At 36.1% G+C, this 24,115-nt stretch carries 23 protein-coding genes; 6 read left to right on the top strand and 17 right to left on the bottom strand.

What is annotated here, in order from left to right; translation table 11 throughout:
• Positions 1-3: 3 nt before the first annotated feature.
• The 17 genes from hisB to RBH95_RS09000 form a co-directional block, all read right to left on the bottom strand.
• Positions 4-1,137, bottom strand: a complete 1,134-nt coding sequence (gene hisB, locus RBH95_RS09080) for a bifunctional histidinol-phosphatase/imidazoleglycerol-phosphate dehydratase HisB (protein ID WP_307899269.1) — start codon at positions 1,135-1,137, stop codon at positions 4-6.
• Positions 1,138-1,139: 2 nt separating this feature from the next.
• Positions 1,140-2,192, bottom strand: a complete 1,053-nt coding sequence (hisC, locus tag RBH95_RS09075) for a histidinol-phosphate transaminase (RefSeq protein ID WP_307899268.1) — start codon at positions 2,190-2,192, stop codon at positions 1,140-1,142.
• Positions 2,189-3,493, bottom strand: a complete 1,305-nt coding sequence (gene hisD / locus RBH95_RS09070) for a histidinol dehydrogenase (protein ID WP_307899267.1) — start codon at positions 3,491-3,493, stop codon at positions 2,189-2,191. Before hisD ends, hisC begins: the two co-directional genes overlap by 4 nt.
• 17 nt (positions 3,494-3,510) lie before the next feature.
• On the bottom strand, positions 3,511-4,368 hold the full coding sequence (gene hisG / locus RBH95_RS09065; RefSeq protein WP_307899266.1) for an ATP phosphoribosyltransferase: 858 nt from the start codon (positions 4,366-4,368) through the stop codon (positions 3,511-3,513).
• A 224-nt stretch (positions 4,369-4,592) separates the two neighbouring features.
• Positions 4,593-5,198: a hypothetical protein gene (locus RBH95_RS09060; RefSeq protein WP_307899265.1), complete on the bottom strand. Its 606-nt coding sequence runs from the start codon at positions 5,196-5,198 to the stop codon at positions 4,593-4,595.
• A 39-nt stretch (positions 5,199-5,237) separates the two neighbouring features.
• Positions 5,238-6,053 (bottom strand): prohibitin family protein, encoded by an 816-nt coding sequence (locus RBH95_RS09055; RefSeq protein WP_307899264.1) that lies wholly within the window; start codon positions 6,051-6,053, stop codon positions 5,238-5,240.
• An 8-nt stretch (positions 6,054-6,061) separates the two neighbouring features.
• Positions 6,062-8,098, bottom strand: coding sequence for a VWA domain-containing protein (locus RBH95_RS09050; protein ID WP_307899263.1), 2,037 nt, complete (start codon positions 8,096-8,098; stop codon positions 6,062-6,064).
• Positions 8,099-8,148: 50 nt separating this feature from the next.
• Entirely contained in the window at positions 8,149-8,895 is a 747-nt protein-coding gene (fabG, locus tag RBH95_RS09045) for a 3-oxoacyl-[acyl-carrier-protein] reductase (RefSeq protein ID WP_307899262.1), read from the bottom strand.
• Between the two features lie 150 nt (positions 8,896-9,045).
• Positions 9,046-12,015 (bottom strand): pitrilysin family protein, encoded by a 2,970-nt coding sequence (locus RBH95_RS09040; protein WP_307899261.1) that lies wholly within the window; start codon positions 12,013-12,015, stop codon positions 9,046-9,048.
• A 102-nt stretch (positions 12,016-12,117) separates the two neighbouring features.
• Positions 12,118-12,990, bottom strand: coding sequence for a succinate--CoA ligase subunit alpha (gene sucD, locus RBH95_RS09035; RefSeq protein ID WP_307899260.1), 873 nt, complete (start codon positions 12,988-12,990; stop codon positions 12,118-12,120).
• Between the two features lie 71 nt (positions 12,991-13,061).
• Entirely contained in the window at positions 13,062-13,469 is a 408-nt protein-coding gene (locus RBH95_RS09030) for a nuclear transport factor 2 family protein (protein WP_307899259.1), read from the bottom strand.
• On the bottom strand, positions 13,466-14,407 hold the full coding sequence (locus tag RBH95_RS09025; protein WP_307899258.1) for a UDP-3-O-(3-hydroxymyristoyl)glucosamine N-acyltransferase: 942 nt from the start codon (positions 14,405-14,407) through the stop codon (positions 13,466-13,468). Before RBH95_RS09025 ends, RBH95_RS09030 begins: the two co-directional genes overlap by 4 nt.
• A gap of 6 nt (positions 14,408-14,413) precedes the next feature.
• Positions 14,414-14,980 carry an elongation factor P gene (gene efp, locus RBH95_RS09020; protein WP_307899257.1) on the bottom strand — a complete coding sequence of 189 codons (567 nt, stop codon included), beginning with the start codon at positions 14,978-14,980 and terminating at the stop codon, positions 14,414-14,416.
• A gap of 4 nt (positions 14,981-14,984) precedes the next feature.
• Entirely contained in the window at positions 14,985-15,770 is a 786-nt protein-coding gene (lpxA, locus tag RBH95_RS09015; RefSeq protein WP_307899256.1) for an acyl-ACP--UDP-N-acetylglucosamine O-acyltransferase, read from the bottom strand.
• 60 nt (positions 15,771-15,830) lie between these two features.
• Positions 15,831-17,237 (bottom strand): bifunctional UDP-3-O-[3-hydroxymyristoyl] N-acetylglucosamine deacetylase/3-hydroxyacyl-ACP dehydratase, encoded by a 1,407-nt coding sequence (locus RBH95_RS09010; protein ID WP_307899255.1) that lies wholly within the window; start codon positions 17,235-17,237, stop codon positions 15,831-15,833.
• Complete coding sequence (gene lpxD / locus RBH95_RS09005) at positions 17,224-18,255, bottom strand: UDP-3-O-(3-hydroxymyristoyl)glucosamine N-acyltransferase (RefSeq protein WP_307899254.1); 1,032 nt, start codon at positions 18,253-18,255, stop codon at positions 17,224-17,226. Before lpxD ends, RBH95_RS09010 begins: the two co-directional genes overlap by 14 nt.
• A 25-nt stretch (positions 18,256-18,280) precedes the next feature.
• Positions 18,281-19,513 carry an HD domain-containing protein gene (locus RBH95_RS09000; protein ID WP_307899253.1) on the bottom strand — a complete coding sequence of 411 codons (1,233 nt, stop codon included), beginning with the start codon at positions 19,511-19,513 and terminating at the stop codon, positions 18,281-18,283.
• 34 nt (positions 19,514-19,547) lie between these two features.
• Between RBH95_RS09000 and RBH95_RS08995 the strand changes: the two genes are divergently transcribed.
• The 6 genes from RBH95_RS08995 to RBH95_RS08970 all read left to right on the top strand — a co-directional run bounded on the left by RBH95_RS08995 (position 19,548) and on the right by RBH95_RS08970 (position 24,095).
• Positions 19,548-21,101, top strand: a complete 1,554-nt coding sequence (locus RBH95_RS08995; RefSeq protein ID WP_307899252.1) for a bifunctional response regulator/alkaline phosphatase family protein — start codon at positions 19,548-19,550, stop codon at positions 21,099-21,101.
• Between the two features lie 100 nt (positions 21,102-21,201).
• Complete coding sequence (tsaE, locus tag RBH95_RS08990) at positions 21,202-21,657, top strand: tRNA (adenosine(37)-N6)-threonylcarbamoyltransferase complex ATPase subunit type 1 TsaE (RefSeq protein ID WP_307899251.1); 456 nt, start codon at positions 21,202-21,204, stop codon at positions 21,655-21,657.
• Positions 21,658-21,815: 158 nt separating this feature from the next.
• Positions 21,816-21,959, top strand: coding sequence for a hypothetical protein (locus RBH95_RS08985; RefSeq protein ID WP_307899250.1), 144 nt, complete (start codon positions 21,816-21,818; stop codon positions 21,957-21,959).
• A complete protein-coding gene (locus RBH95_RS08980) occupies positions 21,901-22,455 on the top strand; it encodes a hypothetical protein (protein ID WP_307899249.1) in 555 nt (184 codons plus the stop codon). Before RBH95_RS08985 ends, RBH95_RS08980 begins: the two co-directional genes overlap by 59 nt.
• A 61-nt stretch (positions 22,456-22,516) precedes the next feature.
• A complete protein-coding gene (locus tag RBH95_RS08975) occupies positions 22,517-23,716 on the top strand; it encodes an alanine dehydrogenase (RefSeq protein ID WP_307899248.1) in 1,200 nt (399 codons plus the stop codon).
• A gap of 7 nt (positions 23,717-23,723) precedes the next feature.
• Positions 23,724-24,095 (top strand): hypothetical protein, encoded by a 372-nt coding sequence (locus RBH95_RS08970; RefSeq protein ID WP_307899247.1) that lies wholly within the window; start codon positions 23,724-23,726, stop codon positions 24,093-24,095.
• Positions 24,096-24,115 lie beyond the last annotated feature (20 nt).

The following is a 24,115-nucleotide window of genomic DNA, read 5'->3' as shown; positions in this document are numbered from 1 at the left end:
CTTTTATAAAATTCCTTTGGTTGATGGCAACACCATTTTTTCTATATCTCGTTTTACTGCCATTTTAATTGCCTTTGCCAAAGCCTTGAAAATAGCTTCTATTTTGTGATGTTCGTTTGTGCCCTCTGCCTTGATATTTAAATTGCATTTCGCACCATCTGTAAAGGATTTAAAGAAATGGAAAAACATTTCAGTAGGCATTTGGCCTATCATTTCACGTTTAAATTCTACATCCCACACCAACCAATTGCGGCCGCCAAAATCTATGGCTACTTGTGCTAAACAGTCGTCCATAGGCAAACAAAAACCATATCGTTCCATCCCCCGTTTGTCACTCAACGCCTTTGCAAATACTTCCCCCAATGCAATGGCAGTATCTTCAATGGTGTGGTGCTCATCTACATCTAGGTCGCCTTGAACTTCAATGTTCAAATCCAATTGCCCATGACGAGCTAATTGATCCAACATATGGTCAAAGAATTTGATACCTGTATCAATAGCACTCTTTCCCGTTCCGTCCAAATTGATAGCAATATCTATTTGGGTTTCGTTGGTATTCCTTTTCAATTGCGCTGTCCTGTCCTCAGTTTTTAGGAACCTATAGATATCCTCCCAACTATTAGTTTCCAAAGCGATATATGGTTGCAAGTCCCTCTCTTTTGTTGAGATTTCTGAGGTCCCTAAATTGGTATGATTATTAATGTAAATGCCTTTTGAATTTAGGTTTTTGGCTAATTCAATATCGGTTAATCGATCACCGATTACAAAAGATTGTGAAAGATCGTATGCATTTGAAAAATACTTGGTCAAAAGTCCAGTTTTTGGTTTTCTGGTAGGTGCATTTTCATGAGGAAATGTTCTATCTATAAACTGTTCACTAAAGATTATACCTTCATTTTTAAAGGTGTCGATTATAAAATTGTGTACAGGCCAAAAGGTATTTTCAGGAAAAACCTCAGTTCCTAAGCCATCCTGATTCGTTATCATTACCAATTCAAAATCAAGTTCCTTTGAAATTTTATTTAAGTACTGAAAAACCTTTGGATAAAACTGTAATTTCTCAAACGCATCTATTTGTTCATCTTCAGGTTCTTTTATTAAGGTCCCGTCACGGTCTATAAATAATACTTTTTTCATTTTCATGGCTTTAGGTTCTGTAGAGTTTGTACTAGTATTTTGTTTTCATTGGGATTCCCGACTGTAATGCGCAAACAATTATCACACAAAGGTTCCTTGGTTCTATTTCGAACAATTACCCCCTCTTCTACAAGTTGCTGGTATCGTCTATTTGCATCGTCCACTTTAATCAGCAAAAAGTTAGTGTCAGAAGGATATATTTTTTCAATGTAGGCTATGCTCTTTAAGGCTACTGTCAATCGTTCCCGTTCATCGAGAATGGTCTGTATTTGTTCCTGTGTTGCGATAGTTCCTTTCAGTTCACTTATAGCCTTTTGTTGGGTTAATTCGTTGATATTGTAAGGAGGCTTGATTTTATTCAATATTGAAATTATCTCCTTTGATGCATAACAAATTCCTAACCTGACACCTGCCAAGGCATAGGCCTTGGAGAGTGTTTGAGTTATTACAAGATTTGGGAAATCATCCAATCTATTAAGCCAACTTTCTTGATCAGAAAAGTCTATGTAAGCTTCGTCAATAACTACCAAGCCATTAAATGATTGCAATAATTTGTCGATTGCTTCGGCTTGAAAACTATTAGCTGTTGGGTTGTTGGGAGAACATAAAAACAAGAGTTTAGTTGCGTTGTCAATAGTATTTAAAATAGCCTCGACATTGGGCTGGAAATTCTCCAAAAGAGGCACTTTAATGATTTTGACTGCGTTAACATTGGCCAATACTTCGTACATACCATATGTAGGAGGCAGAATTACAATATTGTCTTTGTTTGGTTCACAAAATGAACGGAATATTAAATCCAATACTTCGTCGCTACCATTACCCAACAAAATTTGCTCTTTGGATACACCATTTAAGCGAGACAACACATCCTTTAAAGCATGTTGCTGTGGATCTGGATACCGATTTAATCCATTATTAAAAGGATTTTCATTGGCATCCAAAAACACGTAATTAGCGTCATTTTTTTTGAAATCATCCCTTGCCGATGAGTATGGCTTTAGAGCCAAAACATTGGGTCTGGCCAATTTGGTTATATCAATCGCTGTCTTCATACCTTCTTGTTAGTTGAGTTTGACAAGTCTTTCAATCGGATTGTTACAGCGTTTTTGTGGGCCTGCAAACCTTCGGCCTCTGCCATAAGTTCTATGGTTTCTCCAAGTCCTAACAACCCTTTTGATGTAATCTTTTGAAAGGTAATACTCTTGGTAAAACTGTCTAAATTAACTCCTGAATATGCTTTGCTAAATCCATTGGTTGGCAAAGTGTGATTTGTTCCGGACGCATAGTCCCCAGCACTTTCAGGTGTGTAATTTCCAATAAATACCGAACCGGCATTGTTAATTCCATTGATAAAATACTCCTCATCCTCACAGCAAATGATCAAGTGTTCAGGTGCATACATGTTTACTAGACACAAAGCTTTCTCTTTGTCTTCCATAAGAAAGCATTTGGAATTAGTAATGGCTTCTTGAGCAATTGCCAATCTTGGTAATTGCTTAAGTTGTTTTTTAACTTCATAAATAACCTTATCAATCAATTCTTTTGAAGTTGAAACTAAAATTACTTGACTATCGGCTCCATGTTCTGCTTGGCTAAGTAAATCTGAGGCAACATACGATGGCTCAGCCGAATTGTCTGCAACCACAAGTAATTCACTTGGCCCAGCAGGCATATCAATGGCTATTCCATATTTTGTGGATAGTTGTTTCGCTACGGTAACATATTGGTTTCCTGGTCCAAAAATTTTATAAACTTTAGGGATACTATCGGTACCAAAGGTTAATCCTGCAATAGCCTGTATGCCTCCTACTTTCACTATTTTACCGATGCCGCATAAATTGGCAGTATATAGAATTTCATCAGCTATAACACCAGACTTGTTTGGAGGTGTACATAATATCATTTCTTTGCAACCTGCAATTAAAGCAGGAATAGCCAACATAAGAACTGTAGAAAATAAAGGAGCAGACCCTCCAGGGATATAAAGTCCAATTTTTTCAATGGGCTTTTTTTCTTGCCAACAAACTACTCCGGGCATGGTTTCCACTGCTATTTCGGCTGTTTTTTGTGCCCTATGAAAAGTCTCTATATTTGCTTTTGCAATATTTATAGCGTCCTTCAATTCGGCAGGAACAGTTTTACTAGCTTGTTCTATTTCTTGTAAGGTTACCAGGTTAGAGTTTAAATTAACGCCATCAAACAACAAGGTGTATTTTTGTATAGCTTTATCCCCGCTGCGCTGCACATCTTCAAAGATTTGTTCTACAGTGTGCTCTATACTTTCCAAAGTTTTGGAGGGACGTTTTAAAAGTGACTCCCATTGGTTTCTATTTGGGTTTTGAATGATATTCATTTTACAGTATTTAAATATTACAGGACCATATTTTCTATTGGACAGACAAGAATCCCTTGCGCTCCCACTCGTTTAAGTTCGTCGATAATCTCCCAGAATTCATGTTTGTTGATTACTGAATGCACGGAACTCCATCCCGCTTCAGCCAAGGGCAAAACAGTTGGGCTCTTCATCCCTGGAAGGATTTTTATAATTTCTTCCAATTTTTCATTGGGGGCATTGAGCAGTACATATTTAGACTGCCTTCCTTTTAAAACAGACTGCAGTCTAAATTGGAGCCGATTTAAAATGTTTTTTTGTTCTTCTCCAATTAGCGGAGAAGCTGCCAATACTGCTTCGGAGTTCAAAATAACTTCAACTTCTTTTAAGTTATTTTTAAATAAAGTACTGCCGCTAGAAACTATATCAACTATGGCATCGGCAAGACCTATGTTTGGTGCAATTTCTACTGAACCATTAATAATATGAAGATTAGCTTTAATATTCTGTTTTTCGAGGTATTGGTTAACCGTATTTGGATAGGATGTCGCGATGCGTTTTCCTTCTAAATCCTTTACATCCTTAAATTTTGTGTTTTTAGGAATTGCTACGGATACTTTGCATTTTGAGAATCCCAATTTTTCAACTATAGCAACATCTCCCCCTTTTTCTATCAAAACATTTTCACCTATTATGGCTGCATCTACCACACCGTCTCTTAAATACTGAGGAATATCCCCATTCCGTAAATAAAAAACCTCTAAGGGAAAATTACGAGCAGAAGCTTTTAGTTGATCTTTGCCATTGTCTATAGATACTCCTACTTCATTTAGAATTTTCATGGAGTCATCATGCAACCGGCCTGCTTTTTGAACTGCAATTTTTAATTTACTCATTGTGTATGTTTTTATGTTTGAGTAAATCTAGGGCATGAAAGCAAAAAACCCGTTTGATTTACTCAAACGGGTTTTAGATAATATTTGGTTTTATTCAATACATCTTCATCTCGCTTGAGTGCAAGTATGAATATGATGATGTAATTGAATAAAAGACATTTTTTTTACTTTACTGAAGTACAAATATTTGCGAATTAATTTTACAAATCCAAATAAATTAAAATCTATTTTAAAATTTCTTTGTTGTAAAGGTGGTCAACCAAAACTTTAGAGAAACGCTTGGCCCCACGCTTAACACTTGAAGGACTAGGGACGGACGACTGGCCTTTCCAGATTAACGCTTCTTCCTTAGGTTGGATTTCACTTAAATCGTATAGGTAAGCTTCAAACCAATATTTTTTGTTAGGCGCGGTGTAGTAATCGGCTTGGGAGACTTCTGTGTACCTTAAATTAACATGCTGTCCTAAGCGCTGATTAGTAGGAGCACCATAAAGTTCACCATTGTCATATTGAGGAAGATTTAAATCGCCTAAGTAACTTACAATTAGAGCACCGTCTATTCTGTGTTTTGAAAGCGTGCTAGTGATATGCGATTCGTTCCAATTACCTTGAGTGATATTTTCATGAAATAATTTGGAACCATAAACAATATTGTCCATTCCATGCTTTTCAAATCGCTGGCCAATATGCTTTTCCAAAGATGCTCTTAGTTCAGAATCTGAACTTACCGCAACTACTGCGATACGGCCATAATATTTAGGGGTGTCAATGCTTGGTTTTACCCAGTTTGATGTCATCGATGGCCCACAGGACATCATAAATGAAAGCATCAAAATAATTAAACCAAGCCTTGTCACCTCATTTTTTGATTATTGATTTCCTAATATAATTGGCATACCACTATCTCCAGAACCAATAACAATAACTTTACTGTTATTAGATTCAGAAAGTTTTATAGTGGCTTCAATTCCTTTGTCTTGAAGGATTTTATCTGTAAGTGAAGCACTTAAAATTTTATTGGCATCTGCCTTTCCTTGAGCTTCAATTATTTGACGTTCGGCTTCCTTTTGGGCGGTTACCAAACGGAATTCGTATTCTAAGGATTCCTGTTCTTGTTTCAACTTACGCTCAATTGCATCTTTAATAGTTGGCGGAAGAGTTACATCTCTAACCAAAACCTCATTCAATTGAATATATTGGTCATCTACTATTTTTTTGGTTTCTTCAAAAATCTCTTGCTGAATGGCATCACGTTTGCTAGAATACAATTGTTCTGGCGTATACCGTCCTACAACACTTCTGGCAGCAGACCTAATGGCCGGTAACAAAACACGTTCACGATACTTATCACTTTTCTCTTGGTGTAATTTCCCCAAGCTTTCATACTTAGGCTGAAACCAAACCGAGGCTTCAAGTTTGATGTCTAACCCGTTTGATGATAATACATTCATTTTTTCAAGAACTTCCTGTTGTCTAACTTCATAGACAAAGACTTTGTTCCAAGGGGCCACTACATGAAACCCTTCTGATAATGGGGGCTTGTCTGTTACTACCCCACCTCCAAATGTTTTGTAGAGTACGCCAGCTTCACCAGAATCGATTGTTATGGCTGATTTTGTGATTGTGATAATTAAAACAACTAGCAGTGCCACAAAAGGCAAGGCTATTTTTGGCATTTTTTCCATAAATAAAATTAAATTAAACCTTTGTATTTTCTAATGAACCATTCAAGAGACAGGCTTAGCACGATAAGTCCCAATAAATATTTCCAGTCTATTAAAGGTACGATTTTTTTTGTGCTTTTCTGTAATGTTTGATACCTAGAATCGTTTAGAAGCAGTGTTGCCAAATCCTGAAGTTGATTTCTGAAAAACACCTTGCCTTTACTTGCTGAGGCAACATTATTTAACTTGGCAACATTGGCATTTAAAAATTGTTGCTCAACATTATAATCCAGTACTTGTAATTCTCCTTGCGTAGAAATATTTTCCGAATCTACTGAAACAGTAAAACGATATCTTCCTGGAGTTAAGCCACTCAGGTCAACTTCATAATTAGTGTTTTTTAGAACAAAAGGAAAGCTAAGGACATTATCAGTATCCTGATTTTTTAAAGAAATATTGATTGATGCGTTATTGTCGAACTCGTAATTTTTGTTGAAAAATTGTGCTGTAATCTTTAAATCGTCATTTCCATTGTAAAACGATTCGTAATCAACGTTTAATCGGTTTTTACGTTGATTAGTACTTAGGTATTGAATCAGTTTGCCAATAAAGTCATCGAATTCCTGAAAAGATTGTGCTTCCAAAAATGATTGTGCTCTCCAGCGCCATATGCCCTCACCAACTAAAACAGCCTGCCTCTGATTACCATTTTCAAAGGTAGCTAGCAGAGGTTCGTCTAGTTGTGTACCATTAATAGTTTTAAACAAAATAGGATCCATGGGAATTGAAAATGTAAGCGAACCAAATTCCGATTGTAATGGAGGAAAGTCATGGAAGCCCAAATCATCGACAATAAATGTGGCATAATTAGGGTTTAACGCAGGTAAGAAATCTTCCGTTTGTCTTGTGATTTTTTGTTGGTATAAGGACTGAATATTATTGAGAAATGTCCAATTGGTTTTGGGGCCTAAAACAACAAAACTATTAAGTTTACGCTTTTCCAATTCATTATAAACCAGATTAAAGCTGTTGTTGGGTTGATAAAGTATAACTGATTGAAAATCTGTGCTTGAGATTAAGAAATCTCTTATACTTAATATACTTGCAGAACGTTGCTCGTTACTTTCAATAGCCTTTTTTAAAGCTCCTAAATCAGGATGAATAAGATCGGATATAATTGCAACGTTGGTCTTTTGGTCGATTACTTCAACCGCAAAATTCTTAACGTTGTTTACCTTATTTTTTTCGCCTTCCAAAGGTGTTAATTCTGCCTTATAATTGGTGACACCTACCCTATTGGCTGGAAGTGTTACATCAATTATTCTTGATGTGTTTTGTTCATCAAACTCTAGGTTTTGGGAATGGATAACGGTGTTGCCCGAAGTTATTTTAAGCTGGGTGTTTACTTGGCTATCACCATCATATACTGCAATTATCTCAACAGGGAACTTATTTTTTAAATACGCATATTTATTGACGTTTAACTGTTGTATTTTAAGGTCTGTATATTTGGTAGTGTCTCCCAATACAATTGGGTAGATTGGCTGTTTATATAACCGGTTAGTTACATATTCATAATCGTTGCCATAGGTCTGATTTCCATCCGTAATAAGAATCGTTGGAGCTATGGTATTGTTATAAACCTCAGAAAGTCTTTTAAAGGCTTTGGACATATCCGATTGCTTTTCACGAAAGCTTAGAGAATCCAATGCCTGCAACTGCTTTCCAAAGGTGTAATATTCTACGTTAAAATTAGAATTTATAGTTTCTTCAGACTTTATAGCACTAATAATATCCTCAACATTGTTACTTTGTTGTAAATAGTCTATCGATTCTGAATTATCTACTGCAACGACTAAATTGGGCTTTTCATTGTAATAACTTATCTTTTCAAACTTGGGATTAATGAGCAACAATAAAACTGTAAATACCGTAACAAATCTCAAAAAAGCCAATAACATATTGGTCTTGGTACGTTTCTTCGATTTATATATATACTGAAAAAGCGCTACTAGTAGCGCTATTATTCCAGCAATGATGATATATAAAAGTGTTATGTCATTCATTAACAATAAGTTTTGATTGATGTAGTTTAACGTTGTTTGGAGAGTAACCCTTAGGTTAGCATTCCACCATCAACGTGAAGAGTCTGTCCTGTAACATAGGCACTCATATCGCTAGCTAGGAACACACATACATTGGCGATATCTTCTGGAGTACCTCCACGTTTTAAAGGAATGGCATCTCTCCAACCTTTCACGGTATTTTCATCTAATTTTGCCGTCATTTCGGTTTCTATAAAACCAGGTGCTACAACATTACATCTAATGTTTCTAGAACCTAATTCAAGAGCTACAGATTTAGAGAATCCGATAATCCCTGCCTTAGAAGCAGCATAATTAGTTTGTCCTGCATTCCCTTTAACTCCTACTACAGAACTCATATTGATGATAGATCCTTGGCGTTGTTTCAACATAGTGCGTTGTACCGCCTTGGTCATGTTGAAAACCGATTTAAGATTTACTTCAATAACCTTATCAAAATCCTCTTCGCTAATACGCATTAAAAGGTTGTCCTTTGTAATACCTGCATTATTAATTAAAATATCAATGCTTCCAAATTCCTTAACCACATCTTCCACCAAGGCTTGGGCTTGGGTGAAATCAGCAGCATTGCTTTGGTATCCTTTGGCCTTAACCCCCATATCATTCAATTCCTTTTCCAAGGCATTTGCTGCTTCTACCGAAGAACTATAAGTAAAGGCAACATTGGCTCCTTGCTGAGCAAACACTTCTGCTATTCCCTTTCCTATTCCTCGGCTAGCCCCTGTAATAATGGCTGTTTTTCCTTCTAGTAATTTCATTTTTATTTTTACGATTGGTTGCTTATTATTTCTAATAAACAATAATTGTTTACACTATTTTATTAATGTCAAATATAGCAATTACAAGTTGCAAGAAATAAAAAAACCTCACAAATTGTTGTGAGGTTTTTTTACGTTGTCCTGTGGTTATTACAACTTAACTTCTTCTGGTTTCTCGTAGTTGAAAAGATAATCAATATCCATTTCCTGAACCTCTCCCAATTTGGACAAGGCATTAAAATCGATTTCTTTTTTGTTACCAATTACCATAACATTATAGTTTTCGCCTTTAATATTTTCGTTGAAGAAATTGCGCAAATCTTCCATTGTCATAGTTTGGATAGCATTATAGATTTCCTCTCTGTTATCGTAATCGATACCTCTTTTCTTTAAACGCTCATAATTCCAGAAAATACTGGTTTTCGTAATACGATCTGCAGCTATTTTCTTTAATGCCGCCTCTTTAGCTGCATTAAATTGCTCTTCGGCTTCAGGCATGTTGGTCATTAACTCCATCATGGCATCAACCGCTTGTGGCATTTTATTGGCTTGAGTCCCTATGTAGGCTCTAACATAATTTGATTTATCCTTTTCAGAGGCATCGCTATAGTTAGCCCAAGCAGAATATGCTAAAGACTTCGATTCTCTAATTTCCTGAAACACTATGGATGACAAGCCGCTCCCAAAGTAAGTATTGAATAAAGTTGAAGCTGCCAAGTTTTCTGAATTGAAAGGTTTTCCTTTAGCCAGGAATAACATTTCAGACTGTACCATATCAAAATCAACGAAATAAACATTACCTCCAGTTTCTTGTTCAATATATGTAGTTTCTTCTGGATACGCCTTTAATTCTGAAGGAATGGTGTGGTAATTATTTAGGGCCGCTACAGCTGCATCAACATCCTTTCCGTAATAGAAAATACGCTGCTCAAAGTTTCTTAAGTCTTTCACTAAATCTACTAATTCTTGAGGATCTTGAGCTTTCAATTCTTCCGCTTGCATGATGTTTCTTAGACGTGAATTTTCTCCATATTTCCCATAGTTCATCAATCCATTTTGAAGAATGTTGCCTTTTTGGGTTTTACCATCTTCTCTTCCCTTTAGGATTTTGTCTACATATTTATCGTAGGATTCTTGATCAGCAACTGCATTGCTCCATAAGTTTTCTAAAAGCTCTAAACCTTTAGGTAGGTTTTCTTTTAAACCGTTCAAACCTACATAAGATTTATCATAACCTGTGCTCACATAGTAATTGATTCCCAACTTGTAGAATTCTTTTTTAAGCTCCTCGGCAGAGTAAGTATCAGTTCCTAAATATTCCAAATATCCTACAGCCAATCCTAATTTTTTATCATGATCACTTCCCATGTCGAAAATGATGTTCAGATTAAATAAGTCATTCAATTCATTTTCAATGTAGGATACTTCAATTCCATTGCTAGTTGAAGCTTCTTTGATGGCTTCTTTATAGTTAACAAACAATGGCTGTAATGGTTGTGGCTCTATTTTGTTGAAGTTTGTTAAATACTCTGAGCTCTTATCCCTATTCAGGTTTACAGGCGTAATTCCAGGGTTCTCAACCTTTACGATAGAACTATCTTCACCTTGACGCTTGTAAGTAACAACATAGTTGTCTTTATAAAACTGATTGGCGAAGTCTACCACTTGTTGCTTGGTGTATCCTTTCAAATCCTCCAAGAATTTCACTTTATCATTCCAATCTTCATGATGAATAAAGGCATTGTAGTACATAGACGCTAAAGCTGTACTGTTCTCATATTGCTGTGTCTGACTTAATTTAAGGTCGTTTACAACTGCATCGATCATCCAATCTTCAAACTCCCCTTTTTTTAGCTTTTCAATTTGGGCTAACAATAAATCTTTAACTTCATCTAAAGATTGACCTGCTTTTGGACTTCCATTAAAAACATGATACCCATAATCATTTAGGAAGGTAGGACTACAACCTGCATATTGAACAACTTGTTGTTGGTTCAAGTTTAAATCGATTAGACCTGCATTCCCGTTAGCCAATATCATGTCACATAAGGTCACTAATTTTTCCTCTTCAGTATTTACTCCTTTCGAGCGGAAAGCAATTGAAATGTTTTCAGACTGAGGCCCAAAAACCTCTTTTACCACAGGAGCGATAATTGGCTCTTCTTTTGGCAATTCTGGATGCACAACTTCCTTGCGCTCCATTTTGCCAAAAGTTTCATTTACTTTTTTAATTGTAGCATCGAAATCCAAATCTCCAACCAACACTACGGCCATATTATTAGGAACATAGTATTTATTGAAATAATTATGGATATCAACCATAGAAGGGTTTTTTAAGTGTTCTCCCGTTCCAATGGTGGTTTGTTGTCCATAAGGATGATTAGGAAATAAGCCATCCAACATTGCAAAATAGGATTTTCTAAAGTCGCTATCCTGGCCTCTGTTGAACTCTTCAAATACAGCTTCCAATTCCGTGTGGAACAAACGTAACACCAATTGGCTAAAACGTTCACTTTCCAAAGCTAGCCACTTATCCAATTCATTGGCAGGAATCTTGTTTTTGTAGACCGTTTCTTCAAACCAAGTATGCGCATTGGTACCTGTAGCTCCCAAAGAACTAACCATTTTATCATATTCATTGGCAACACAATAGTTAGAAGCTTCCAAAGAAACTTCGTCTATCTTTTTATAGATTTCCTTTTTCTTTTCAGGATCGGTTTCTGCTCTATGTTTTTCGTATAAATCAGAAATTTGCTCTAAGTACACTTTCTCTTTTTCCCAATCCAAGGCACTTATCTCGTCGGTACCTTTAAACACCATATGCTCCAAATAGTGGGCTAGACCAGTAGATTCTTTGGGATCATAATTAGAGCCAGCTCTTACTGCTATATAAGTTTGGATTTTAGGCTCGTCGTTGTTTTTACTTAAATATACTTTTAAGCCATTTTCCAAAGTGTAAAGGCGTAACCCCGTTGGGTCATTGGCTACAGTTTCATAAGTAAGACCGCTAGGGTCGTAGTGAGTTTCGATGGCATAAGCCACTTCTGATCCTTTCTCTGTCTTACAGCTAAACGCCAACAGAAAGAAGACCAAAAGGTAAAGAAGATTAAATTTTCTCATGCTAATGATTTGATTAGTTTTGGTGATATAAAAAAAATTCCGTTGACTAAAATAAGCCAACGGAATGATAACGAGTTTGTTTTATATTTATTTTAACAGTTTTTATGCTAAAACTTCGGCAACTTTTTTACCAATTTCTGCCGGTGAATCCACTACATGGATACCACATTCACTCATGATTTTCTTTTTAGCTTGCGCTGTATCGTCACTTCCTCCAACAATAGCCCCAGCATGTCCCATAGTACGACCAGCAGGAGCAGTTTCTCCAGCAATGAAACCTACAACAGGTTTTTTACTTCCACTAGCTTTGTACCAATTTGCAGCATCAGCTTCCAATTGTCCTCCAATTTCACCAATCATTACAACGGCTTCAGTTTCTGGATCATTAATTAAAAGCTCAACAGCTTCTTTTGTAGTAGTTCCAATAATTGGATCTCCTCCAATACCAATGGCAGTAGTAATTCCTAAACCTTGCTTTACAACTTGGTCTGCTGCTTCGTAAGTCAACGTTCCAGACTTAGATACGATACCAACTTTTCCTTTTTTGAAAACAAAACCTGGCATGATACCTACTTTAGCTTCACCTGGTGTGATAACTCCTGGACAGTTAGGTCCAATCAATCTACAATCTTTATCTTTAATATAGTCTGCAGCCTTAATCATATCAGCTACAGGAATTCCTTCAGTAATTGTAATGATAACTTTAATACCAGCATCAGCGGCTTCCATAATGGCATCAGCTGCAAATGCAGGTGGAACAAAAATAATTGTAGTATCAGCACCTACTTCTGTAACAGCTTCTGCCACTGTGTTAAAAACAGGCTTGTCCAAATGTGTTTGACCACCTTTACCAGGTGTTACACCTCCTACTACATTTGTTCCGTATTCAATCATTTGTCCAGCGTGAAAAGTACCTTCACTACCGGTAAAACCTTGAACTATAATTTTTGAATCTTTATTTACTAAAACACTCATTTATATCTAGTTTTTTATTTTTAATAATGCACCAACAAAAGTAAACTTTTAACACCTAATTAAAAGTTTTTTTAAAGTTTTATTTCCAAAAAGGATTTTAGACTAGGAAGACTTTCGTCGGCTAATTGACTTATCTCGTGCCCTCTGTAAAGTTTGCCATCCTTTAACTCCCAAATAGTGATGAAATGTGCCATCGGCTCTTCCTCATCGGGAGTTTCAATTGGGTGGACATACATGGTGTATCTGATGGTTATGAAGTTACCATCTTGTAGCATATGACTGATTTGATTTCTTGCTGAAGAATATGCTTTGCTAAAGTTTTTGAACAACAATTCTATTTCAGAATAATTCAATTCCTTAAAGCCGGTACTACTATTCCAATTCAACTGGCAGTCTTCATGGAAAAATTCGGAGGGCTTGAAGGCATCACTTCCAAAATCTGAATTATAAAAACTTGTTACAAATTCTTTTGCTGTCATTGCTTTATGTTTTTGATATCGTCTAAAATTTTAGGTATCTGTTTGATCATGGCCATCTCTTTAAGCTTTTGCCTTGATTCCTCTGCAGGATAGCCAAAATAGGTTTTATGACCTTCAAGCGATTTACTTACACCAGACTGTGCCAGAATAACAGCTTTTTCTCCTATTGTTATTCCACTGGTGCTTCCTACTTGTCCCCAAATGGTAACTTCGTCCTCAATAACCACACAACCAGCAATACCTGCTTGGGAGGCTATTAAACATTTTTTTCCTATAACCGTGTCATGGCCAATCTGGATTTGATTATCCAATTTAGAGCCTTCTCCTATTATAGTATCTCCAGTCACACCGCGGTCGATGGTACAAGCGGCTCCAATGTCAACATTGTCCATAATCACCACTTTACCTCCTGACAACAATTGGTCAAAACCTTCAGGGCGCTTTTTATAATAAAAGGCATTGGCCCCCAAAACAGTTCCTGCATGTATGGTTACATTGTTACCAATAACGGCATCGTCGTATATACTTACATTGGAATGAATGATACAGTTATCACCAATGGTTACATTGTTGCCAATAAAACAATTGGGCTGTATTATAGTATTCTCTCCTATTTTTGCTGTAGAGGCGATAGCCGCATTAGAAGCTTGAAAAGGCTTGAAGTGATGTGTCAATTTGTTGAAATCCCTAAAAGGGTCATCACTTACCAACAGCGCCTTACCTTCTGGGCATTCCACTTCTTTGTTAATTAAAACAATAGTGGCTGCTGAATTAAGGGCCTTATCATAATACTTTGGATGATCTACAAATACTATATCGCCTGGTTCTACTACATGAATTTCATTCATTCCTAGAACAGGAAAATCTTCTGGACCAATAAAATCACAGCCAATTAAGGCTGCGATTTCTTTAAGCTTGTATGTTTTTGAGAATTTCAATTAAGGTTATTCTTTAATACGCTCTTTATAAGTTCCTTTGTCAGTTTCAACTTTAATCTTATCTCCTTCGTTGATAAACAAAGGAACATTGATCTCAGCTCCAGTTTCCACAGTTGCTGGTTTGGTAGCATTAGTTGCTGTATTTCCCTTAACACCAGGCTCTGTATGTGTAACTTCCAAAATAACGCTAGCAGGCATTTCTACAGATAACGGCATATTATCTTCAGTATTAATGATTACCGTTACCACTTCTCCTTCTTTCATCAAATCAGGTCTGTCAAGAGCGCCTTCTACTAACTGGATTTGAGTATAATCTTCTGTATTCATAAAGTGATAATACTCCCCATCGTTATATAAAAATTGGAATTTGTGTGTTTCAACACGTACATCCTCAATTTTGTGCCCTGCAGAAAATGTATTGTCCAAAACTTTTCCTGTAGTTACACTTTTCATTTTGGTTCTTACAAAAGCAGGACCTTTCCCTGGTTTTACGTGTAAAAACTCGATAATTTTGTATATATCGTTGTTATATCTGATACATAATCCGTTTCTGATATCTGATGTAGTTGCCATAAAATTAATTTGATTTAAAATATCCTTTCATTATTCCACGCTGAGAATCCTTAATAAATTGAAGTATCTCATCACGTTCAGGAGTGGCCTCCATCTCCGCTTCGATAATTTCTGCAGCTTGAGTATTATTGTAATTTTTTTGATATAGGATTCTATATATGTCCTGTATTTCCCTGATTTTATCAGTTGAAAACCCTCTTCTCCTTAATCCAACGGAGTTAATTCCCACATAAGATAAAGGCTCTCTAGCAGCTTTTACAAATGGAGGCACATCCTTTCTTACCAAGGAACCTCCTGTTACAAATGCATGGTTACCAATAGAACAAAATTGGTGTACAGCAGTCATTCCTGCCAATACTACATAATCTCCCACAGTAATATGTCCTGCCAAGGTTGAGTTGTTAGAAAAAATACAATTATCTCCCACGATACAGTCATGGGCAATGTGGCAGTAAGCCATGATGAGACAATTGTTTCCAACTACAGTTTTCATTCTGTCTGAAGTCCCTCTGTTAATGGTTACACATTCCCTAATCGTAACATTATCACCAATAATGGTTAGGGTGTCTTCATCTTTATATTTCAAGTCCTGAGGTACTGCAGAAATTACAGCTCCTGGAAAAATATTACAGTTTTTTCCAATTCTAGCACCTTCCATAATGGTAACATTGCTTCCAATCCAGGTTCCTTCTCCTATAGTCACGTTGTTATGGATAGTTGCAAATGGCTCAATAACCACATTTTTGGCTATTTTGGCACCGGGATGCACATATGCTAAAGGTTGGTTCATTTTATGATTTTTATTGTTATCAAATCCATTACTAATTGAATTTTCAATTTAGATTTTAGATTATTTAATCTTTGAAATTTGCGCCATTAATTCTGCTTCGGCACATAGTTTACCATTTGCATAGGCATACCCTTGCATATGACAGATTCCTCTTCTTATAGGTGTGATCAAGTCACATTTAAAAATAAGGGTATCTCCTGGTACTACCTTATGTTTAAATTTCACTTTGTCAATTTTCATGAAGTACGTAAGGTAATTTTCAGGATCTGGTACCGTGCTCAACACCAAAATACCACCTGTTTGTGCCATTGCCTCTACTATAAGAACACCAGGCATCACAGGTGCACCTGGGAAATGTCCAGCAAAGAAAGGCTCGTTCATGGTCACATTTTTCATCCCAACAACACAGCTGTCTGAAAGCTCAAATATTTTGTCTATCAACAAAAATGGTTGTCTATGAGGTAACATACTCATAATTTGGTTGACATCCATTAAAGGTGTTTGATTTAAATCTATTGAAGGGACATTGTTGCGTCTTTCGTTCTTGATAACCTTGGATATTTTTTTCGCAAACTGTGTGTTTACGTAATGTCCAGGCTTATTGGCAATAATTTTACCCTTGATATGTGTGCCTACCAGAGCTAAATCCCCTATAACATCAAGTAGCTTGTGTCTAGCAGCCTCATTGGGATGGTGCAGGGTTAAATTATCCAAAATACCGTTAGGTTTGATGGTAAGGTCATCTTTATTGAAAGCTACCTTGAGTTTATCCAAGGTTTGAGGCGATAATTCTTTGTCAACGTAAACAATCGCATTATTTAAATCGCCCCCTTTAATAAGGCCGTGATCCAAAAGCATTTCCAATTCATGTAGAAAGCTAAAGGTGCGGGAATCGGATATTTCTTCTTTAAAATCAGAAATATGATTCAATGTCGCATTTTGTGTGCCCAATACTTTCGTTCCAAAATCAACCATAGTAGTGATTTGATACTCTTTTGCAGGCATTACAATAATTTCACTTCCCGACTCTTCATCCGAATAGGAAATAATTTCAGTTACCACATATTCTTCCCTGAAATCATCTTGTTCTACAATTTCAGCCTTTTCCAAAGCTTCGATAAAAAACTTTGATGATCCATCCATAATAGGAGGTTCTGAGGCATTTAATTCAATAATAATATTATCCAAATCCAATCCTACCAAAGCTGCTAAAACGTGTTCTGAGGTTTGGATTTTAACACCATTTTTTTCTAAACACGTCCCTCTTTGAGTATTGGTAACGTACGTAGCATCGGCTTCAATTACAGGATTTCCCTCTAAATCTACTCTTTCAAAAGTAAACCCATTGTTTACCGGAGCAGGTTTAAACGTAAGTGTTACATCTTTTCCCGTATGCAACCCAACACCTGTTAAAGACACCTCTTTTGCGATGGTCTTTTGCTTAACGTCTGTTTTAATTATTGCCATTTACCTTTTTTTCGATTTCGTTTATATCTTTTACAATCTTAGGAAGGTTTTTGAAGTGCACATAGGATTTGTTGTATTCGCCATATCCTAGGGCTGGAGAGCCCTGAAGCACTTCATTGTCCTTAATATTTCTTCCAATCCCTGATTGCGCTTGTATTTTAACGTTATTTCCTATACTTAAATGGCCTGCAATCCCTACCTGTCCTCCAATCTGACAATTTTGGCCTATTTTGGTGGATCCTGCCACTCCCGTTTGGGCGGCAATCACCGTGTTTTTTCCAACTTCAACGTTATGGGCTATATGAATATGGTTGTCCAATTTCACCCCTTTTCTAATAATTGTAGATCCTAGCGTGGCTCTATCTATAGTTGCGGCAGCTCCTATGTCTACAAAATCTTCAATGATTACGTTTCCAATTTGTGGTACCTTATTGTATTCGCCACTTTCAGTAGGTGCGAATCCAAACCCATCTGCGCCAATAATAGCACCAGAGTTGATAACACAATTAGCTCCAATAACACAGTCTGAATATACTTTGGCTCCGGCAAAAACGATAGTATTGTCTCCAATAGTAACATTGTCTCCAATATAGGCACTTGGGTATATTTTAACGTTATCACCAATTTTCACATTTTCACCAATGTAAGAAAAGGCCCCTACATAAATGCTCTCACCATATTCGGCCGTTTCCGCTATGTAGGCTGGTTGTTCAATACCGCTTTTTCTACTTAGCTTTGTTTGATTGTAGTATTCTAAAAGCTTCGTAAATGATTTGTAGGCATCCTCTACCTTAATCAAGGTAGTTGTAATAGGCTCATCCACCACAAAATTATGGTTGACAATGGTTATAGATGCCTGAGTTGAATAAATATAAGGTTTGTATTTTGGATTGGCCAAAAAGGTAAGGGAACCTTCTGTTCCTTCCTCTATTTTAGAGAGTTTATAGACCTCTACATCTGGATTTCCAACGACGTCTCCCTCTAAAACTTCTGCTATTTGTAGTGCTGTAAATTTCATCAGTGGCAAAAATAGAAAAAATGTGTCACATTTTATCCTTAGGATAACATATATAATATTTGGTTACGGGTTTGGACAGCGCTTTAATATGAAACTGGCCCGAGGCCTTTCCTATTTTTACTGTCTTCCCCGTTTTCTTGAGAATTTGAATGGGCTGATATTTATGATTATAGGCTTGATTGGAAATATCTCCTGTAAACACAAAATAAGAAGCTTCATACTCAGATATTCCGTACTCCTCCATTAAGTTTTTTAACCGTTTTTGTACTTGACTCTCCTTTATCCTTTCCTCTTTAACTTTGACCTTTAACAAATCGCGATTGATAATCATGCTACTTAAATTACTCAGCACGAAGTCATCGTGATATTGCCACTCTTTCATTGCAGATATAATGTCGTTGTCATCCAATCTTGAAAACAACTCTAAATCATTTGTGCTAAAATTTTCAACGGTCACCTCTCTCTTCAAAAAGTAAGAAAGCGGTTTGCTCGCATTCAAATAAACTCCAGAATTGGTGAGTTCTTTTGCTCGTTTTAGTACACGAGTCAATAATTGTTCAGCCACCAATCCAGTTTTGTGTAGGTATACCTGCCAATACATGAATCTACGAGCAATTAAAAACTTCTCAACACTGTAAATAGCCTTCTCTTCTACCACCAATTGGTCATTAACTACATTAAACATAGTAATTAAACGTTCACTGTTTACATTACCTTCTGCCACCCCTGTGTAAAAGCTATCACGTTTCAAATAGTCCGATCGATCCATATCCAATTGGCTCGAGATTAATTGGCACATGAATTGACGGTGGTAATTTCCTTTAAAGATATCTAGAGCAAGCGTTAAACTTCCGTTAAATTCTTCATTCAAACGCTCCATAAATAACAAAGAAATGGTTTCATGAGAAACCCCGTTTACTATACTATGCTCCATAGCATGCGAAAATGGTCCATGCCCAATATCATGTAGCAAAATGGCGATGTAAAGTGCGTTTTCTTCTTCTTCAGAAATCTCAACTCCTTTAAAACGTAGTACATTCAGGGCTTTTTGCATTAAATGCATACAGCCAATCGCGTGATGGAATCGTGTATGATGTGCTCCGGGATACACTAAATAAGACATCCCCATTTGTGTGATTCTTCTGAGGCGCTGAAAATATTTGTGTTCAATCAAATCAAAAATCAACGAATTGGGAATAGTAATAAATCCGTAAATTGGGTCGTTAAATATTTTGAGTTTGTTTACTTTATTTTCCAAACTTGAGCTATTACATTAATTTAAACAAATATACATGAACCAAATAAATATTCTTTGGGTTGATGATGAAATCGACTTACTTAAGCCACACATACTATTTTTAGAGAAAAAGCAATACAATGTAACCACTTGCCAAAGTGGTACAGAAGCTCTCGAGGTCATCAATAACTCAAATTTTGACATCGTTTTTCTTGATGAAAACATGCCGGGGCTTACAGGTTTGGAAACTTTGACAGAAATAAAGGAAAAACGAGCCAATCTTCCTGTGGTTATGATTACTAAAAGTGAAGAGGAATATATCATGGAAGAAGCGATTGGTAGTAAAATTGCTGATTATTTGATAAAACCCGTAAATCCGAATCAAATATTGCTGAGCTTAAAGAAGAATTTGGACCATTCGCGATTAATTTCAGAAAAAACGACGTCCAATTACCAGCAGGAGTTCCGTAAGATTGCTATGGATTTAACCATGGTAAATAGTTTTGAAGAATGGGAAGATCTTTACCAAAAACTTCTTTACTGGGAACTACAACTTGAGGACATTGAAGATGTGGGAATGACAGAAATATTGGAATCACAAAAAAACGAGGCGAACCTACAATTTGGCAAATTTGTGGAGAAAAACTACGCTTCTTGGTTTAAAGATGTCGAGGACGCTCCTGTCATGTCTCATAGATTGTTTAAAGAAAAAGTAGTCCCAGAACTTAGTAAGGAGCAGCCCACATTATTGGTGGTAATCGATAACTTGCGGTATGACCAATGGAAAGCGTTTGAACCCTTCGTAAGCAATTATTACAAGAAAACTGTAGAGGATCCCTATTTCAGCATTCTGCCAACGGCCACACAATATGCTAGAAATGCAATCTTTTCAGGTTTAATGCCTGGAGACATGGAAAAATTACATCCCGATCTTTGGAAAAATGACACCGATGAAGGCGGTAAAAATCTACATGAAGAAGAATTTTTGGAACATCAGTTAAAACGATTGGGGTTAACAGATATGCAATTTGAATACCATAAAATCACCAACCTTAAATCCGGAAAAAAACTTGTTGACAATTTTAAAGCACTTAAAGGCAATGACCTCACGGTAGTGGTTTATAATTTTGTGGATATGCTCTCCCACTCCAAAACTGAAATGGAAGTGGTAAAAGAACTTGCGTCTAATGACAAAGCTTATAGATCCTTAACTCAAAGTTGGTTTAAAAACTCTCCGCTTTTGGAAATGATACAACAAGCTCAAATTTTAGGATTTAAACTAATTTTGACTACAGATCACGGAACAATCAACGTTAAGAGCCCTTCTAAGGTGATTGGAGATCGCGACACCAGTTTAAACTTACGGTACAAAACAGGCAGAAGCTTGACGTATGAAAATAAAGATGTTTACGCAATTAAGGATCCAAGGTCAGTAAACCTTCCTTCCATTAATATGACAAGTTCCTTCATTTTTGCTAAGGGAGATGCATTTTTGGCATATCCAAATAATTATAATCATTACGTAAGTTATTACCGGAATACCTATCAACACGGCGGGATTTCACTGGAAGAAATGATTATTCCATTTGTAGTTTTAGAACCTAAATAATCCATGTAATACAAAAATATCCGACGAAACGCTTCTTTTTTTAGGAATTTCATATTTTTATTCCTATTATTGTACTAATTAACAATTTACAATATTTACATTGGAAATTAGGTATCAAATAAATGATATAGAACAGGTTGCCAAGACTGTTTTAGAGGAAGTTCACTCAAAAACCATTCTTTTTTATGGAGAAATGGGAGTTGGTAAAACAACTTTAATTAAAACACTGGTTAAAGCGTTAGGAAGCAATGATTCTGTTAGCAGCCCTACGTTTTCTATAGTTAATGAATATCTTCTAGAATCTGGATGCATATACCATTTTGATTTCTATAGGATAGAAGATGAAGACGAGGCCTTGAATTTTGGTGTGGAAGATTACCTGTATAGTAATGAATGGATTTTAATGGAATGGCCAGAGAAAATCTCATCATTATTACCCGAAGATGCCGTAATTATTGAAATTGTAAAGGACAATAACGGACATAGAACCCTAAAATTAACCCAAAACATAAAGCTAACTGGACAAAACAGCATGAAGCCTCAAAATTTTTTATAAAAAAATAGGTGTTTCCCCACCTCACGGTTGCTAAAGACTACGGAAAAACCGTAACATTCTAAGGATTTAATAAAAGGATTTTAACATTTCTTTAACAGTTTTTGTAAGCTGTTACGTATAAATTTGAATCATATTAATTAATTAAATCCCTTGAAATTATGAAAACTAAAAAGTATGTATTAGCAATTGCTATTTTTGGTGGAATGTTGTTTGCAGCTCAGGCTACAAATTTAATCGACCTAAATGATCAAATCAAAACTGAAATTCAAAAGAAACCAAGACCACTTATTCCAAACGGATAAAAAAATCACTAAAAAGGTTATAACAGGAAGCATTATTGCTACAATTATTGCTTCCACTCCTTTTTTATATTCGTTACATGAAGGTGTTCCGCAAACCAAAGTGTGGAACACTTTTTTATTTACCTATGATAGTAACTTTTGGAAAGACGCTAATTATGCCATGTGGGTTTTCACTAGTAAATTAATCCCTCTTTTATTGTTATTCCTATGGTTCTTCACTTGTCGTCATTGGTGGTATCATGCTCTTTTAGTACCCATCGCAATGTACATCTCTCAAACATTTGCCACTTATAATAGCGAAAGTGAATTTATGGATGAATTTCAATTTATTTATCTACTTCCTGTAATGGCTATTGTTATCCCTTCAATTTATTTAATAAGGGCTAGGATGTTTAGTAAAATTACTGAAGAGGATAAAACTATGCAGGAATTAGAAGACGAATTCAAAATAGGGCCTCCAAAAAATTTCATGGGAAGGCTTAAGGATTATTTTTAGTCCAAATTTCAGCTTTTATATCAAAATTTTATTTGTAATTTGAGTTTTTAATTCAACTTACATGAGCAAACCTATTTCTCCTTTTACAAAAGCCCAGCTTTTACCTCAGGAAGAGACTTTAGAAGTATATAAAAAAAAAGGTGAACTATTTATAGGAATCCCAAAGGAAACCCACTTTCAAGAAAAAAGAGTGTGTTTGACACCAGATGCCGTTTCAGCTTTAGTTTCTAACGGACATAGGGTCATGATTGAGTCTGGTGCTGGTGAAGGAGCTAATTTCAAAGACAAAACCTATAGTGATGCTGGTGCCGAGGTTACTAAGGATACAGCAAAGGTATTTTCAAATCCTATTATTTTAAAAGTAGAACCACCTTCACTCGATGAGATTGATCTTATCAATCCACATACACTTCTAATTTCTGCATTACAATTAAAAACCCAAAAGAAAAAGTATTTTGAAACCTTGGCTGCTAAGCGCATTACCGCATTGGCCTTTGAATTCATTAAGGATGAAGATGGTTTCTATCCCGCGGTGAGATCACTTAGTGAAATTGCAGGAACAGCCTCCATTTTAATTGCCTCCGAATTATTGTCAAATATTAATGGAGGAAATGGTTTAATGTTCGGCAATATTACAGGTGTCCCACCTACTGAAGTTGTAATTATTGGCGCAGGTACCGTTGGTGAATTTGCTGCGCGATCTGCAATTGGTCTTGGAGCAAATGTAAAAATGTTTGATAACTCAATTACCAAACTTAGAAATGTTCAATTCAATTTGGGGCAAACCATATACACGTCAACTATTCAACCAAAAAACCTCATTAAAGCACTCAAGCGTTGTGACGTTGCTATAGGTGCTGTTAGGGGTTCCAATAGGGCTCCGGTAATAGTTACGGAGGATATGGTTAGTTGTATGAAATCTGGATCGGTCATTATTGATGTGAGTATTGATATGGGTGGTTGTTTCGAAACTAGTGAAGTCACCAATCATGACAAGCCTACTTTTGAGTACAACGGTGTCACCCATTATTGCGTACCAAATATTCCTGCGCGCTATTCTAGATCGGCATCGGTGACCATCAGTAACATTTTTACTCCATATTTATTGCAAATTGGTGAAGATGGAGGTATTGAAGATGCCATCAGATATGACCGAGGTTTAAAAAATGGGTTGTATTTTTACCACGGAATTCTAACCAATAAATCTGTTGCAGATTGGTTTGGTTTGAGTTACAGTGATGTAAATCTTCTAATTTTTTAAATACAATATGAAATTAATACAACGTATTGGATACTACCTAGGTGGTTTTTCCATCGGATTAATATTTTTAGCTTTTTTTCTTAAAGGAAAAAATACTTCTTGTGATTATGGTCCAAATGCAAGAACTATAAAAAATATAGCATTAAAAAAGAAAGTGTATTCTAAAGAAGCCTTGGCTACAATGCAATTGCATGATTTGGATACCACGACCGTTTCTAATCTAATTTGGTCTGGAAATGTAAATTTCTCAAAAAGCAATACAAAACCTGAGAATTGTAAGACTTATGTGATTGAGAACTCGTTGGAAAACAAAGAAGTTGTGATTGATATTGAAAATTGTGACTCCTTAGCTAAAATACTATTGGTTCATTTTAAATAACTTCTTTAACTAAATCAGTT

Source organism: Mangrovimonas sp. YM274, from assembly GCF_030908385.1.
GTDB lineage: Bacteria > Bacteroidota > Bacteroidia > Flavobacteriales > Flavobacteriaceae > Mangrovimonas_A.
The sequence above is the reverse complement of the archived record's forward strand: the minus strand, read 5'-3'. Positions and strand labels throughout refer to the sequence as shown.